Below are 15,340 nucleotides of genomic sequence, written 5' to 3'. Positions count from 1 at the left end.
TTCCGGAGGGATGTCATGCGATTGATTTCGAATTGTCTCGTTACCACAAGCCTGGTGCTCGTCACTGCGCTGGCCGCCGCGCCGTTGCACGCGGCCGATCTCGAAGCCGCATCCAACATCGACGCCGTCACCGTCTATCCGGATGGCGCGAGCGTCACCCGGATCGTCACGCTGGATTTGCCGGCCGGCGAGAATACCCTGGTGGCGAAGGATTTCCCGGCGTCGCTCGATCCGTCCTCGCTGCGGGTCGAAGGCGAGGCGGGCACGAAGCTGACGATCGGTGCGATCGATGCACGGGAGCCGCTGACGGTACCGGTCAACCTGCCCGAGATCGACAGGCGGATCGAGGCGCTGAAGGATTCGCGCGACGATCTGCAAGGGCTGGTCAGCGCGGCCAAAGCGCGGCGCAAATTCGCCGAGCGCTTTGCCGAGGCCTCGCCGGCCGGCCTGGGTGAGAAAGGTGAGGCACGGCCGCTGAGCGAATGGCGTGCCGCGTTCTCCGCCGTCTCGGACGAGGTCGCGACCGCTGACAGCGCGATCCGTGACGCCATGCGCAAGCAGCGGGAGATCGACCGCGAGATCGCACAGCTCGAAGTCGATCGCGACGCCAAGCCGCCAAGCAAGGTTGAGGTGAGGATCGACGTCGTTTCCACGGCTGCGACCAAAGCGACGCTGCGGGTGACCTATTCGGTATCAGGCGCGCGCTGGACGCCGCTCTATGACGCCCGCCTCGATAGCGGCGCGAAGGACCGCAAGCCTGCGATCGAACTGGTGCGGCGCGCCGAGATCGCACAGTCGACCGGCGAGGATTGGTCGAACGTCACGCTCGGCGTCTCCACCGTGCGCGTTGCGCGCGGCGGCAACGCGCCCGATCTCAATTCGCTGATCGTGCAATATCCGCAACCGCCGCGGCCGCTGGCGCAGGCAGCCAAGGTGTCTGACAGCATGCGGCTGCGTTCCGCACTTGCGCCGGCAGCACCGGCCCCGGAGCCCGCCGAGGCCGACGTCGCCTTTGGCGGCATGCCCGCCCAGGAACGTGAGGCGACAGCCGAGGTCGGCGCCTTCCAGGCAACCTTCAAAATTCCCGGACGCGTCAGCGTCGCCGCCAATGAGGGAGCCAAGAGCCTCCGGATTTCGACTGCGGCGATTGCGCCCGATCTCGTGGTCCGTGCGGTTCCGGTGATCGATCCGACGGCGTTCCTCGAAGCGAGCTTCGTGCAAAGCGAGGACGCACCGCTGTTGTCGGGGCGGGTCGCGATCTATCGTGACGGCATCTTCGTCGGCCAAGGCAGGATGACTGCTGCGGCAAAGGACGAGACCGTGCGGCTCGGCTTCGGCGCCGACGACAAGGTCAAGATCGAACGCACGGTGGTGAAGCGCAACGAGGGTTCTGCGGGACTGATCGTGACGACGTCGAAGACCGACGAGCGCGCGTTCAAGACCACCGTGCGCAATGGTCACGACTTCCCGATCAAGGTGGCGATCCAGGATCAATTGCCGGTCAGCGAGAACCAGGACATCGTGGTGGAGATGCTGCCGTCGTCGACGCCCGCAACCACCACCAACCTTCGCGACAAGCGCGGCGTGCTGGAATGGGCGTTCGAGGCCAAGCCGGGCGATGTCAAGGATATCAATTTCGCCTGGCGAATGCGCTGGCCCAAGGACAAGGGCGTCGTGATGGTACCGGCGGGGTGAGCGCCGGTCATCCGTCACGAGTTGCGGACGACAACGATGTAATGCGCCGTGGTGCGGCCTGCGTTCTCGAACGAGACAGGCCGCATCACGTCGAAATCCAGGCAGTCTCCCTCCGACAGCGCGAAGCACTTGTCGCCGACGAAGACGTTTAGTTGCCCCTGCTGCAACAATACCTGCTGGGTATACGCTCTTCGACCCCACGGACTGTAGGAGACGCGCGTCTCCGGCAGAAGTTCGACGACAATGATCTCGATACCGCTCGCGGCGCTGCGCGCCGAAGCATGTCGACGTGTATATCCGGTCTCCGGATCGCGCCACACCGGCTGTTCCGACTTTCTCGTCAACCGTTCCGGCGGTCGATCGGAAAGGCCAACGACAGCGCTCAGCGTGGTATCGAGCGCCGAGCAGAGTTTTCCAAGCAGCATGGCGGTTGCACTGCTTTCGGCCCGCTCGATACGCCCGATCATGGCGCGGCTGACGCCGGAGCGGTTCGCCAGCTCGTTGAGGCTGAGCCCGGATTTCATTCGCAGGTGCTTCAGGCGCAATCCGATCGCCTGGTCCAGGTTTGTTTGCATCGGCGGCTCTCGAATGTTCGAGAGCTTCGACCGGCGGCGAAGCTCTCGTTTCACTCTAGGCCCGTTTTGAAAGTAGTTCCACAAACCGATCTGCCGATATTACCGGCGCGAAGAAGTTGTTGATGCGCTCCATTGCGGCAGCTTCCTGTTCGGGCTTCTGGCAGGCGCAGGCGTCGCCGATTACGATCGGAAGATAGCCAGCGTCACGCGCCGCGCGCGCATTGCCCTCGATACACCAGTCGAGGTGAATGCCGGTGAGAACGATCGTCTGAATCCGCTTGCGTGCGAGTTCCAGCGGCAACTGGGTGCCGGCGAACGCCGTCTGCAGTGCGAGCTCGTTGAACTCATTGTCGCCGGGATGGACCAGCGCGCGTAGTTCGCCGACGAGTTCGTTGTCCACCTTCTTCATCTCGGGGGTGAAATTCAGGCCCTTGGTCCAGCTTGCATATTGCACCCGGTCGAAGTCGGATTGCGGGTAGTTCTCGCGGAAGACTTCGTATCCAATCCAGTTGAAGGACTTGAAGTTCGACACCTTGCGCGTGGCGTTCACGACCTTGACCGTGGCCGGGAGGCTGCCGCGTTCGCGATGCCGCTCCGCGGACTGGACGCCGCCAGGATCATAGAGTGACTTGTTTTGGCTGACCGACATATAGGCCGCGGGCCGCGACAGGATTTCAGCGAGATCTAATTCACTCCAATGCGCAGCGAGCGGCGGTATTGCATTGATGCCGCCTACACCTGAGGCAGCATGTGCTGATTTTTTGGCAGTCAGCGCGGATGCTGCGGCAACGGCCACGGCTCCAGCGAGGGCTTGCCGGCGGGAAGCGACGGGAAGATTCATCTCAGACTCCTTTGATTGTTGGTTTGGCACCGCGAGACAGGGACGACCGGTCGTCCGTGAGGCGCGACCACCGTAAATCAGCGAGCAATGCGAATGCCGGAGAGGAGACCAAAGCGGTCAATATATTGGAATCCACCGAGCGGGGCATCCAGTATGCCGCGGCCTCTCGCGTGGATATCGGCGCCTCCCGAATACTGCGGCGCGATAGGTCGTGCTATCAAGGAGCTCAGCTGGCAGGATACGAAGGTATCCGCTGCATACAGGAGAATGCTTTCATGTTCATCGCAATGAACAGGTTTCAGGTGACGAAGGGCTCGGAGCAGGCGTTCGAGACCGTCTGGAACACCCGGGAATCTTATCTCGGCGACACGCCGGGTTTCATCGAGTTTCACCTGGTGAAGGGGCCCGAAGCCGAGGACCACACGCTCTATGCCACGCACACGGTGTGGGCCGACAAGGCCGCATTCGAGGCTTGGACTAAGTCGGAAGCGTTCCGCCGCGCTCATTCCCGTGCCGGCAACGAAACCGGTGGCAGCCTCTATCTCGGCCATCCCAGGTTTGAAGGTTTCGAGGTGTTGATCACCGAGCGGGCGAAAACCAGCGTGGGATGACGAGGGCAACCGCGTTTGCGCGCCACCTATTGTACGTTCGCAACCAAACATTCAGCGTCGTCCCGGCGAATGCCGGACCCATAACCACCGACGGTCATTATTGCGTACCGATGGAACGACGAGTCCCGTTGACAACATCCGCCGCGGAGTATGGGTCCCGGCCTTCGCCGAGACGACAGTGGAGCGTGTGCGCGCCGGTGCTACTCCTTCACCGCGCCGGTCAGCGACGACACGTAGTAATCCACGAACAGCGAGTAGAACAGCGCCACCGGCAGCGAGCCGAGCAGCGAGCCGGCCATCAGCGCGCCCCACTGGTAGACGTCGCCGGTGACGAGCTCGGTCAGGATTGCGACCGGCACCGTTTTGTTGGCGCCGCTCTGGATGAAGGCGAGCGCGTAGATGAACTCGTTCCACGACAGCGTGAAGGAGAAGATGCCGGCCGAGATCAGGCCGGGCACCGCCAGCGGCAGCGTGATCCGCCACAGGATCTGCAGCCGCGTCGCGCCATCGACCAGCGCGCATTCCTCGAGCTCGTAGGGGATCGATTTGAAATAGCCGATCAGGAGCCAGGTGCAGAACGGCACCAAGAAGGTCGGATAGACCAGGATCAGCGCCATCGGGGAATCGAACAGGCCGAACTGCACGATCACGGTCGCGAGCGGAATGAACAGGATCGAGGGCGGCACCAGATAGGCGAGATAGATGCCGAGACCGACGTAGGGGCTGCCGCGGAAGCGCAGCCGCTCGATGGCATAGGCCGCCAGTGTCGACGCGAGCAGCGACAGGAAGGTCGCCCCGGTCGCGACCAGCATGGTGGTCATCAGCCAGTGCGGATAGGAGGTCTCGAACAGCAGATGCTTGATGTGTGCGAGCGTCGGCGAGGTGATCCAGAACGGATTGTGCTCCTTGTAGTTCAACAGCTCCGCATTCGGTTTGAACGACGTGATCGCCATCCAGTAGAACGGAAACAGCAGGATCACGATGAAGCAGGCCAGCGGCAGGTAGATCATCACCACCCGCCGCGAGCGGGAATCCCACGACATCGTGTCGGGCGTGGCGCTGGCGACGTTGCTGTTGCCCGGCGAGGCGGTGACGTCAGTCATTGGCTTCCCCCTGCTGCCATTTGCGGCGCGCGAGGCCGAAGTAGGAAAACAACGTCGCGAACACGAGGAACGGGATCATCGACACCGCGATCGCTGCCCCCTCGCCAAGCTCGCCGCCGGCGATGCCGCGCTGGAACGCCAGCGTGGCGAGCAAATGCGTCGAGTTCACGGGCCCGCCGCGGGTGATGGCGTAGACCAGCTGGAAGTCGGTGAAGGTGAAGATGATCGAGAACGTCATCACGATCGCGAGTATAGGCATCATCATCGGGAAGGTGATGTAGCGGAAGCGCTGCCAGGCGGTGGCGCCGTCGAGCATCGCGGCCTCGTAGAGCGAAGGCGAGATGGTCTGTAATCCCGCGAGCAGCGAGATCGCCACGAACGGGATGCCGCGCCAGATATTGGCCGCGATCAGCGAGAACCGCGCCGGCCAGGGCGAGCCGAGGAAGTCGACATTCGTGGTGCGCAGATGCAGCACGTCGACCAGCAGATAGGAGATGATCGAGAATTGCGGATCGTAGATCCACCAGAACGCCAACGCCGACAGCACCGTCGGCACGATCCACGGCAACAGCACAATGGCGCGGATCAGGCTCTTGAACGGGAAATGATTGTTGAGCAGCAGCGCCAGCCAGAAGCCGAGCGCGAATTTTCCGAAGGTCGCGATCCCCGTGTAGAAGACGCTGTAGAACACCGCGTTCCACCACAGGGGATCGCTGAGCAGATACTGGAAGTTCTCCAGCCCGACATAGACGCCGCGCCGGCCGATCGTGGTGTCGGTGAAGGCGAGCCAGATGCCAAGCCCGAGCGGATAGGTCAGAAACACCAGCAGCAGGCCGATCGCGGGCGCCAGGCACACCACGATCAGGAATGGCTTGTAGTCGAACACCCGCGCGAGCAGGCCACGCTGCCGGAGCGCGTAGGTGCAGGCGGGGATTGTCGTTACGGACATTAGATGGTTGTCCTGACTTGAGATGTCATTCCGGGATGGTGCGCAAGCACCAGACCCGGAATCTCGAGATTCCGGGTTCGACGCTTCGCATCGCCCCGGAATGACGGCGTCACCTCCGGAAATACCGCTTGGCGCGCCGCTCGGCTTCCGCCGCGGCGGCTTCCGGCGTTGCCGCGTCGGTCGCCACCGATGCGCACATCTGCACCAGCACGTAGTCGGCGTTGACGGCGCCGGTCGCGGTCGAGATCGGGCCGTTGTAGCCGTTGTAATAGGGGCTCTTCATCGTATCCTTGAAGATTGCGACCTTGGGGTCGCCCGACCACACCGCGGCATCGGCATAGGCCGCCAGCGGCTGCGCCCAGTAGCCGGAGTTGGCGTTGAGCCACGGCTCATACTGTTCCTTCTCCAGCATGAACTGCAGGAACGCCTTCGCCGCGTTGGGGGAGGGGCTGTGCTTGAACGCCATCGCGTTCAGCGTCAGGCCCGACATCGGATAGGTCGCAGCCAGCCCCTTGGGCAGGAACTGATGCTCGGTGTCGTCGGCGATCGCCTTGGTCGCGGGATCGTTCTTCAGCGAGAAATACAGCGAGACGCCGTTCGCGGTCAGGCCGATGTCCCCCGCCGAGTAAGCGCGGTTGTTGGAGACGTCGTTCCATGACGGCGTGCCGGCGATCAAGGTCGGATACAGCTCCTTCAGGTACTTCAACGCCGCGATGGTCTCCTTGCTGTTGATGATGATGTTGCCTTCTTCATCGAGCAGGGCGGCGTTGTGCGACCACAGGATCCAGTTGGCGAAGCCGTTGCCGTCGCCGACTGCGTTGCCGAGCGCAAAGCCCGCGGGCTTGCCGGCCGCTTTCAGCTTCTTGCAGAGCTCGAGCAGGCCGGCATGGTCATCCGGTACCTTGTCGTAGCCGGCCGCGTTGACCAGCGACTTGCGATAGACCAGCGGGCCGCCCGAGGCGCCGAACGGCAGGCCAACCCAGTTTTTGGACTTGGCGCGTATGCCGTATTTCTTTGCCAGCGCCAGCCAGCCGCCATAGCGCTGGCCGAGATAGTCGGCGACGTCGGTGAGGTCGATCAGCTTGTCGACATAGATGTGCGGCGCGTCGCCGAAGCCGATGATGATGTCGGGGCCCGCGCCGGAGTTCGAGGTCACCGCGGTCTGCTGGTTGATGTCTTCCCAGCCGACGAAGTCGACCTTGACCTCGACGCCGGTCTTGTCGGTGAATTTCTTGGCGTTGGCGCGGAACACGTCCTCGTCGGCCTGGACGAAGCGCACCGGGCGCAGCATGCGCAAGGACGCGCCCTTTTCGATCGGCAGCGACGGCGCCGCCACCTCAGTGGCCTTTATTTTTGATGCATCCTGCGCCGCAGCACCGGTGGTGGCCAGCGTTGCCGCAGACAAGCCCAGCGCTAACGCGTCACGACGGGTGAGGTCGTTCCTCATCACTTCCTCCCTATTTTGTGACCTTCCCGGCGTTGATCGCCAGTGAAGGAGCCGCCTAGCTGTTCGGACCGCGATCCATGCTGACAGGCTGCCAGCGGCGCAGCGCGGTGTCTTGCAGCACCGACGGGTTGACGCAGCTTACCGGCCACATGCCTTGCAGCACTAGTGACAATTCGTAGCCCACGCGGCGCTTGCGCGCCTCGTCGAAACGTGCCGAGGCCGAGGCGACATGGGCGGTCAAGGTCACATTGTCCATCCCGAGCATCGGGTTGTTGTGCGACGGCGGCTCCTTTTCCAGCACGTCGAGCGCGGCGTGCGCGATCCAGCCCTCCTGCAACGCCTTGATCAGCGCCTCCTCGTCGACGGTGGCGCCGCGGCCGGTGTTGATGAAAACAGCCGATTTTTTCATCTGGCGAAAATGCTTCTCGGTCAGCATGTGGTGCACCTCGGGCCGCGCCGGTGCATGCATCGAGACGAAGTCCGACTGCGACAGCACCTCCGACAACGTCGAGGGGATCACGCCGTGGTCGTACATCAGCGTTTCCTGGATGAAGGGGTCGTAGGCCATCATCCGCAGGCCGAAGGGCGCCGCGCGTTTCGCCACCGCGCGCGCGACCCGGCCGAACGAGATGAAACCGAGCGTCTGCCCCATCAGGCGGGGAATTTTCAAAAGCGCGGGGCGGCCCTCGGCCCAACGGCCGCTGCGCACCATCCTGTCCTGCTCGACCAGGCGGCGGAAGCCGGCCAGGAGCAGCATCATGGCGTGGTCGGCGACCTCTTCGATGAAGGTGTCGGGGATGTTGGTGACGGGGATGCCGCGGGCGGTCGCGGCCTTCACGTCGACCGAGTCGACGCCGACGCTGCCGAGCGTGATCACCTTGCAGTTTTCCAGGGCGTCGATGATGTTTTTCGTGATCGGCATGCCCTTGGCGTAGATGGCGTCCGCGGTCCTGGCCGCGGCGATGAACTCGGCCTCGTTGGTCGGGGCTTCGATGATCTCGGCGCCAATCGGGTCGAGCGCCTCCTTCTCATAATCGTAGCCGCCGCCGGCGACCGTGAAGCTTGCGCCCTTTGGCGTGACCACTCTGAATTTCGACATTGTCTGCTCCCGATGAAGTCTTGTGTTTTTATTTGTTGCTGTCCGAGTCTTGCCGCTTTGGGCTACCGGCTCGGCCCGCCGCCCATATGCTTCTACGCGACCCGGGCGGCTCGCTCCACAATTGCTGGTTGCTCCCCCATCCCGATCATCCGGGCTTCTACGGGGAGGCAGCGTAACCAACGAGTAAAGGTCTCACGTTACCGTGAGGGTCATCAATACTTTGAAGGTTATCAATTCGCCCGTCGCGCCGCGTTCCCCACCGCCCTGGAGATCCCCGTGAAGCTGTCAAATATGAAGATTACCCCCAAGCTCGGCATCTTGGTGGGGGTGGCTCTCGTTGGCCTGTGCGCCGCCGGCATCCTCGCGATCAACCTGATGCAGCGCGAGATGACCAATGCGCGCATCGACCAGGTCAAGTCCATGGTCGAAATGGCCAAGAACTACGCGGCAAGCCTGAAGAAGGACGTCGATGCCGGCAAGCTGACCAAGGAGGCTGCGCTGGCCGAGCTGGGCAAGCGCGCCAACGCCATGACTTACGACAATGGCTCCGGCTATCTGTTCGGCACCTCCTATGACGGCACCACCGTGCTGGCGCCCGATCCGAAGCAGGTCGGCACCAACCGGATGGAGGTCGTGACCAACGGCCGCAAGTTGTCTTGGGAGCTGATGAACGGCGTCAAGGCCAACGGCGAGATCCTGCTGTTCTATGAATATGTCAAACCCAACCAGGAAACGCCGATCCGCAAGCTCGGCTATGCGGTCGCGGTCCCCGGCTTCGACATGTATCTCGGCACCGGCGCCTATCTCGAGGACATCGATGCCAAGATGCGGCCGATCACCTGGATGCTCGGGCTTGCCATCCTCGGCCTCGGCATCATCTCCAGTTCGGTCGCCTGGTTGATTGGCCGCAGCATTTCCCGGCCGCTCAATTTGCTCGGCAACCGCATGCGGGACATCGCCGACGGCAAGCTCGACGGCGAGATTCCAGGCGTCGGCCGCGGCGATGAGGTCGGCGCTATGGCGTCGACCGTGCAGATATTCAAGGACAATGCGGTCCGGATCCGCGGTCTCGAACAGGCCGAAGCCGAAACCCAGGCCCGTGCCAGCGCCGAGCGCCGCGGCGCGATGGAGAACATCGCGAGCGACTTCGAGCGCAGCGTGAACGGCATTGTCCGCTCGGTGGCGACGGCTGCGGCCGGCATGCAGACCACCGCGCAGTCGATGACCGCGACCGCGAGCGACGCCAGCGCACGTGCTGCAACAGTTGGTGCAGCCTCCGACAGCGCCTCCAACAATGTCGGCACGGTTGCTGCCGCGGCCGAAGAGCTCTCCTCATCGGTCGCCGAAATCGCCCGCCAGGTGGCGCGCTCCAGCGAGGTCGCCGGCAAGGCGGTGGCCGATGCCGAGCGCACCAACGCGACCGTGCAGGCGCTCTCCACTGGCGCCGAGAAGATCGGCGAGGTGGTCAAGCTGATTCACTCGATCGCCGCCCAGACCAACCTGCTGGCGCTCAACGCGACCATCGAGGCCGCCCGCGCCGGTGAATCCGGCCGTGGCTTCGCTGTGGTCGCGTCCGAAGTGAAGGCGCTCGCCAACCAGACCGCGAAGGCGACCGAGGAGATCTCGGCGCAGGTCGCGGCGATGCAGGCCTCCACCGGCGAGGCGGTGGCCTCGATCGGCGGCATCACCGAGACCATCGCGCTGATGAGCGAGATCACCTCCTCGATCTCGACCGCGATCGACCAGCAGGGCGACGCAACCCGAGAGATCGCGCGCAACATCCAGCAGGTCGCGGCCGGCTCCAGCGAGATCTCGGCCCATATCGGCGGTGTCACCACCGCGGCCGCCGCCACCGGCACCGCGGCGGGCGATGTGCTGTCGAACGCTCGCGAGCTCGACACCCAGTCCGGCATGCTGCGCAACGCGGTCGACGAATTCCTGCAGAAGGTCCGCGTGGCGTAAGTACCTGCGTAGGGTGGGCAAAGCGAAGCGTGCCCACCACTCCTTGCAATGCTGGTGATGGTGGGCACGGCGCAAGCGCGCCTTTGCCCACCCTACGATTCTCGTTAGGCCGCTACCGCTTCGCCGATCCCTGCCGCGAGGCGATCACGACGCCGGCGAGCACCAGTGCGTAGCCGATCAAATGATACGGCGCGAGCTGTTCGCCGAGCAGCAGGATCGCCATCGCCGAGCCGAACACCGGCACCAGATGGAAGAACGGCGCGGCGCGGTTCGGGCCGATCAGCGCGACGCCGCGGTTGAAGAACAAATAGGCCAGCGTGGACGGGAAGATCAGCACAAAGCCCAGCGTGGCCATGGTCAGACCGTCGAATTGCAGCCGCACGCCGGCGGAGAATTCCCAGATCGCGGCCGGCAGCAACATCAGCGCGCCGCAGCAGGTGGTGAACGAGATCAGCGAGAGCTGGTGGATCCTCGGCCGTCGCGGGATCAGCGCCGAATAGAGCCCGAACGACACCAGCGAGGCGCCGAACATGATGTCACCCTTGTTGAAGCTGATGCTGGCCAGCGCCGAGATATCGCCGCGCAGGATGATGGTGAGCACGCCGGCCAGCGAGATCGCGATGCCGGCAAGTTGTGCCGGCGTCAGCCGCACGCCGAACAGGACCAGCGACCATAGCGCAACGAACAGCGGGCCCGCCGACTGGATCAACAGCGCATTCAGCGCCTCGGTATATTGCATCGCCCAGTAGGAGATCGCGTTGTTGAATGCGAAGCCGACCGCTGACAACAGCAGCATCAGCGGCAGCACGCTGCGCAGCTTCGGCCAGTCCTGTTTCAGATGCGGCCAGGCAAACGGCAGCAGGATCAGGAACACGCCGAACCAGCGGATCGTGGTCAATGTGATCGGCGGCACATGGCTGCCGACATGCCGCGCCAGCACGATGTTGGCGGCCCAGAACAGCGATGTCAGGCTGAGCAGCAGATAAGGCTGGTTGTTGAGCCAGTGCAGCGGCGAGCGATGCGTGGGTGCGGCAGGTGCGGGCAAAGCGCGAAGGTCGGTCATTGTTGCCGGATGTTGTGCCCGAATCTGTTGCTGCGACAAGACGAAAGAGCGAATTGGTGCCATGCGCAGCCACAGTCACCGATGTCATCACCCGCGCATGCGAGTGATCCAGTATTCCAGAGACGCCAGCGATAATTCGAGAGGCCGCGGCGTACTGGATACCCCGCTTTCGCGGGGTATGACACGGTCACTCGGGGCATCGGCCCGCGCCCCGCATGCCCCGTCTATTTCTGCGGTCCCGACAGCGAGATATCGCGTTCGGCGCGGAACACGTTGCCGTAGAGATTGGCGGTCCATTGCCGGCCGCTGGAGGTGATGTCGAGGTGGCGGATCGCCGTCTGCACATGCGGTGCGACGCTGTTCCAGTAGAACTGGGGATACAGGTTGACGATGTCAGCCGGCGAATCGTAGCCGAGCTGGCGGTTCAGCCCTGCCTCCTCGAACTCATGATACAGCGCATTGGCCTTGCGGATGTAATGGGGATCGCCGAGCTGGCCGATCAAATCGGCGGCGCGAAGCAGGGCTGCCTCGTCGTCGAACGCCGCGTTCTCGCGGGGCACGCTGTCCGGGAATCGCGTGCCTTCGATGGCGCGCGCGATGCGGTCGCTGTCGAGCTGTGCGATGCCCTTGATCCGCTCCATCACGAACATCTTGGAACGGTCGACGTGATAGGGCAGCAGTGCGGCGTCCGACGCGCCGCGCGGCAGCGCGACCTTGCGTCCATCAGCGGCGACCAGATAGCCATCCTTGTCGTCGGCGTCGAACAGCCCGCGCACGTAGCCGATGTCGTGGGTCAGGCAGGCGATGATGACATGGGCATAGTCCTCCGCGGTCATGTGCGCGTGCAGCGCGCGTCCGCGCAGGATGTCGTGGCCGGCCAAGGTCACGAGCATGGTGTGCTCGACATTGTGATACAGCGCGTCGCTGTTGCCGATGCATTCGATCGCGATCCGCGCGATCGAGGGCACCGTCTCGACGAGGTGGGACTGCGCGGCGCCGAACCGGCGCTGCATGTACTCGCCGAGGAATTTGCCGAGCGCGTCGGCCGCAAGTTCAGGAAGGGTCATCACGGCCTTGACCTCCGGGGTCGCGCGTCGGCATGGAAGCCTAAGCCCCGCGCGCATTTCAGGGTAGCCCCGCCATGTGACATAATCTTTGCGGCCGGACCGCGGCCCCGGTTCGGTCTTTGGTGGGAGCTATTGATGGGCGTCGACCTCTTGAACGTCAAAGGCCTGAGCGAACTGGACGGTGAGGCGCCGGTCGTGATGGTCAATCTGATGCGGTTTCGCGCCCGATCGCTCGACGGCGACGGCTCGGGCTGGGATGCGTATTTGCGCTACAGCGCGCTCACCGTCCCCATGATCAAGGCGCGCGGTGGCACGCTGCTGTGGACCGGCAACGCCGAGAAGGTGGCGCTGGGCGAGCCGGCCGGCCAGCAATGGGACTACCTCGCGCTGGTCTATTACCCCAGTGTCGCGGCCTTCACCGACATGATGACATCGGCCGATTACGAGACCCTCTGCGACCCGCACCGCCGCAACGGCTGCGAAGAGCACGTGATCATCGCGACGCGCGAGGCGTATAGCAAGTTCGGGGGAGGGTGAGGCGGAGCGCAGCTCTAACCACGTCATTGCGAGCGAAGCAATCCATCGCGCGGCATATGCGGAACGATGGATTGCTTCGTCGCTGTCGCTCCTCGCAATGACGGCTGGATATAAGCTCGCAGGCGCTCAGGATGACGGATTTGACAGCGGCGCCAGCGCCGCGTGACAGGCTTCCTGCACCAACCGGCACACCTCATCCCTCGACCGCCCCACGCTCAGCGACGCAAACGTCGGATAGCTCGTCAGCGCGAAGATCAGATCGACCGCGTCCTTGCGAGCCTGTGACGCGGCTTTACTCGCGATGCGATCGATCAGCACAATGAGGATCTTGCGGCGGCGCTCGTTGCGTTCGCGCACGGCCTCGGCGAAATCAGGATCGGTCGCCATTGCGTCGTGCAATCGGCCGACTGCCGAATCGCGGCTCCAGAATCCGCAGAAGACCTCGACCATGCGATCGAGCGCGGCGCGCGGATCGCTCATCGTCATGATGTCGGCGATCTGGTGCAGGCCGCCGGCCTGCGCGATCTCGTCGAACACAGCTTCCAGCAGTCCGCGCCGCGAGCCGAACTGGTTGTAGACCGTCAGCCGTGTCACGCCGGCCGCCTTCGCCACCGTATCCAGCGAGAACCGCGCGATGCTCTCGCCCTCGCGCAGCGTGCGCGACGCCGCCTCGATCACCCGGTCGCGGGTTTCGGCGGCGGCGGCATTGCGCACCGAGCTCACATAGCTGCGCGGAGGCATCCCGTTGCCCTTTCGATAAATTAACTATACATATTGTATACTTAATATCCAAGCCTGATACCAAGCCGGATTTCGGAGCGACACGATGCAGACCGCCCTTGTCATAGCCCTGTCCCTTCACGTCCTGTCATCGGTGTTTTGGGCCGGCTCCAGCTTCACTTTGGCCCGCACCGGCGGCCTCGGCGGCGAAAAGCTGCTCGGCCCGCAAATCGGCGCCGCGACGGTGGCGATCGTGACCGGCGCCACGCTCTGGCACCTGGTTCACGAGGGTTCGTTCGCGCTGTCCGAGATGATTTTGGCGGCCGGTGCGATCGCCGCGCTGTTTGCCGTGGCGGTGCAGATCATCGTCGGCGGCGGTGCTATCAGGCAGTTGCGCAACAGCACGGCCGATGTGTCAAGCGCGCGCTCGCGGCTGGCAATCGCGCAGCGCGTGGCGGCGGGATTGCTGGCCGTCACTGCCCTCTGCATGGGCGCGGCGCGCTACGCGTAAGCCTCAAAACTTCCGCACCAACTCGGGCGTGATCTCCTTGAGGCTGCGGATGCCGAGCAGCGCTAGGTCGCGGTCGATCTCGGCGTGCAGCAGCGAGATCGCGCGCGCGACGCCGGCTTCGCCCGCGACCACGGCGGCATAGAGGAAGGGACGGCCGACCCAGACGAAGTCGGCGCCGAGCGCCAAGGCCTTGATCACATCGGTGCCGCGGCGGATGCCGCCGTCCACCATCACGGTCATGCCGCCCTTTTGCGCCGCGATCTCCGGCAGCGTGCGCAAGCCGGAGACGGTGTAGTCGAGCTGGCGGCCGCCATGGTTGGAGACCATCACGCCGTCGCAGCCATGCTCGCGCGCCAGCCGTGCATCCTCCGGCGAGATCAGCCCCTTGACCACGAGCTTGCCGGGCCAGCGCTTGCGGATCAGCTCGACATGCTTCCAGGCCAGCTGGTCGCGGTTGCCGATGTTGCGCATCAGGTTTTTGGCGAGCACCGGCGGGCCCTGCTTGGCGTCCATGTTCTCGAAACGCGGCATGCCGTGGTTGACCAGCGTCCGCGCCCAGGTGTTGAGCAGCCAGTCGAGATGGCTGACGGTGTCCCAGAGCACCCGCGGCGTGATCGCGAGCGGCACCTGGAAGCCGTTGCGGATGTTGTTCTCGCGGTTCGGCGGCACCGGCACGTCGGCGGTGACGACGAAGGTGTCGTAGCCGGCGGCTGCGACGCGATCGACCAGCGGCTCGATCCGCGCGTCGTCGCCGGCGAGATAGGCCTGGTACCAGGCATCCGGGTTGGCGGCGCGGACGTCCTCGAGTGTGATCAGCGACGACGCCGACAGGATCATCGGCACGTCGGCTGCGGCGGCTGCGCGGGCCAGCACGATGTCGCCGCGATAGGCGACGAGCGCGGACGAGCCCATCGGCGGAATGCCGAACGGCGAGGCGTAGGTCTTGCCGAACAGCGTCGTGGTCTGGTCGCGGCCGGAGACGTCGTTCAGGACGCGCGGCACGAAACCGTATTCGTCGAACGCCCTGCGGTTGTCGGTGCGCGCCGCATCGGTCTCGGCGCCACCCGAGACGTAGCCATAGAGGAATTTCGGCAGCAGCCGCCGCGCCTGCGGCTCGAAATCATCGAGCGTGAGATAGCGCCGCAGACGCCGGGGCACGG

At 64.3% G+C, this 15,340-nt stretch carries 15 protein-coding genes; 5 read left to right on the top strand and 10 right to left on the bottom strand.

All coding sequences use genetic code 11. The features are described from left to right. Window positions 1-15 precede the first annotated feature (15 nt). Window positions 16-1,695: a mucoidy inhibitor MuiA family protein gene (locus UP10_RS26430; protein WP_044590171.1), complete on the top strand. Its 1,680-nt coding sequence runs from the start codon at window positions 16-18 to the stop codon at window positions 1,693-1,695. Window positions 1,696-1,709: 14 nt separating this feature from the next. Here the strand turns inward: UP10_RS26430 and UP10_RS26425 are convergent, their stop codons facing one another. Continuing rightward, a complete protein-coding gene (locus UP10_RS26425; RefSeq protein WP_044590170.1) occupies window positions 1,710-2,270 on the bottom strand; it encodes a helix-turn-helix domain-containing protein in 561 nt (186 codons plus the stop codon). Between the two features lie 55 nt (window positions 2,271-2,325). Then, window positions 2,326-3,111: a cysteine hydrolase family protein gene (locus tag UP10_RS26420; protein WP_050043816.1), complete on the bottom strand. Its 786-nt coding sequence runs from the start codon at window positions 3,109-3,111 to the stop codon at window positions 2,326-2,328. A gap of 275 nt (window positions 3,112-3,386) precedes the next feature. On the opposite strand from UP10_RS26420, the gene hmuQ reads away from it, so the two are divergent. Beyond that, window positions 3,387-3,722 (top strand): heme-degrading protein HmuQ, encoded by a 336-nt coding sequence (gene hmuQ, locus UP10_RS26415; protein WP_044590169.1) that lies wholly within the window; start codon window positions 3,387-3,389, stop codon window positions 3,720-3,722. Window positions 3,723-3,922: 200 nt separating this feature from the next. Here hmuQ and UP10_RS26410 read toward each other — a convergent pair whose 3' ends face one another. The 4 genes from UP10_RS26410 to UP10_RS26395 form a co-directional block, all read right to left on the bottom strand. Beyond that, complete coding sequence (locus tag UP10_RS26410; protein ID WP_502692259.1) at window positions 3,923-4,765, bottom strand: carbohydrate ABC transporter permease; 843 nt, start codon at window positions 4,763-4,765, stop codon at window positions 3,923-3,925. A 52-nt stretch (window positions 4,766-4,817) separates the two neighbouring features. After that, a complete protein-coding gene (locus UP10_RS26405; RefSeq protein WP_044590167.1) occupies window positions 4,818-5,774 on the bottom strand; it encodes a carbohydrate ABC transporter permease in 957 nt (318 codons plus the stop codon). A 109-nt stretch (window positions 5,775-5,883) separates the two neighbouring features. Next, entirely contained in the window at window positions 5,884-7,221 is a 1,338-nt protein-coding gene (locus UP10_RS26400; protein ID WP_044590166.1) for an ABC transporter substrate-binding protein, read from the bottom strand. Between the two features lie 55 nt (window positions 7,222-7,276). Continuing rightward, window positions 7,277-8,320, bottom strand: a complete 1,044-nt coding sequence (locus UP10_RS26395; RefSeq protein WP_044590165.1) for a C-terminal binding protein — start codon at window positions 8,318-8,320, stop codon at window positions 7,277-7,279. Between the two features lie 276 nt (window positions 8,321-8,596). On the opposite strand from UP10_RS26395, the gene UP10_RS26390 reads away from it, so the two are divergent. Then, on the top strand, window positions 8,597-10,282 hold the full coding sequence (locus UP10_RS26390) for a methyl-accepting chemotaxis protein (RefSeq protein ID WP_044590164.1): 1,686 nt from the start codon (window positions 8,597-8,599) through the stop codon (window positions 10,280-10,282). A gap of 112 nt (window positions 10,283-10,394) precedes the next feature. Here the strand turns inward: UP10_RS26390 and UP10_RS26385 are convergent, their stop codons facing one another. Together UP10_RS26385 and UP10_RS26380 are read right to left on the bottom strand one after the other, a co-directional pair. Further along, window positions 10,395-11,345 carry a DMT family transporter gene (locus UP10_RS26385; protein ID WP_044590163.1) on the bottom strand — a complete coding sequence of 317 codons (951 nt, stop codon included), beginning with the start codon at window positions 11,343-11,345 and terminating at the stop codon, window positions 10,395-10,397. Between the two features lie 224 nt (window positions 11,346-11,569). Beyond that, complete coding sequence (locus UP10_RS26380) at window positions 11,570-12,415, bottom strand: hypothetical protein (protein ID WP_044590309.1); 846 nt, start codon at window positions 12,413-12,415, stop codon at window positions 11,570-11,572. Between the two features lie 132 nt (window positions 12,416-12,547). Here UP10_RS26380 and UP10_RS26375 point away from each other — a divergent pair, with 132 nt between their 5' ends. Beyond that, window positions 12,548-12,949, top strand: coding sequence for a DUF1330 domain-containing protein (locus UP10_RS26375; RefSeq protein ID WP_044590162.1), 402 nt, complete (start codon window positions 12,548-12,550; stop codon window positions 12,947-12,949). Between the two features lie 126 nt (window positions 12,950-13,075). Here the strand turns inward: UP10_RS26375 and UP10_RS26370 are convergent, their stop codons facing one another. Then, window positions 13,076-13,690, bottom strand: a complete 615-nt coding sequence (locus tag UP10_RS26370) for a TetR/AcrR family transcriptional regulator (protein ID WP_044590161.1) — start codon at window positions 13,688-13,690, stop codon at window positions 13,076-13,078. Between the two features lie 85 nt (window positions 13,691-13,775). Here UP10_RS26370 and UP10_RS26365 point away from each other — a divergent pair, with 85 nt between their 5' ends. Continuing rightward, on the top strand, window positions 13,776-14,180 hold the full coding sequence (locus UP10_RS26365; RefSeq protein WP_044590160.1) for a hypothetical protein: 405 nt from the start codon (window positions 13,776-13,778) through the stop codon (window positions 14,178-14,180). Between the two features lie 3 nt (window positions 14,181-14,183). Here UP10_RS26365 and UP10_RS26360 read toward each other — a convergent pair whose 3' ends face one another. Beyond that, window positions 14,184-15,338 (bottom strand): alpha-hydroxy acid oxidase, encoded by a 1,155-nt coding sequence (locus UP10_RS26360; protein ID WP_050043822.1) that lies wholly within the window; start codon window positions 15,336-15,338, stop codon window positions 14,184-14,186. Between the last annotated feature and the right edge of the window lie 2 nt (window positions 15,339-15,340).

It is taken from the genome of Bradyrhizobium sp. LTSPM299, from assembly GCF_000938235.1.
Lineage (GTDB): Bacteria > Pseudomonadota > Alphaproteobacteria > Rhizobiales > Xanthobacteraceae > Bradyrhizobium.
Note: the sequence above shows the minus strand (reverse complement) of the source record. Positions and strands in the feature narration are given on the sequence as shown.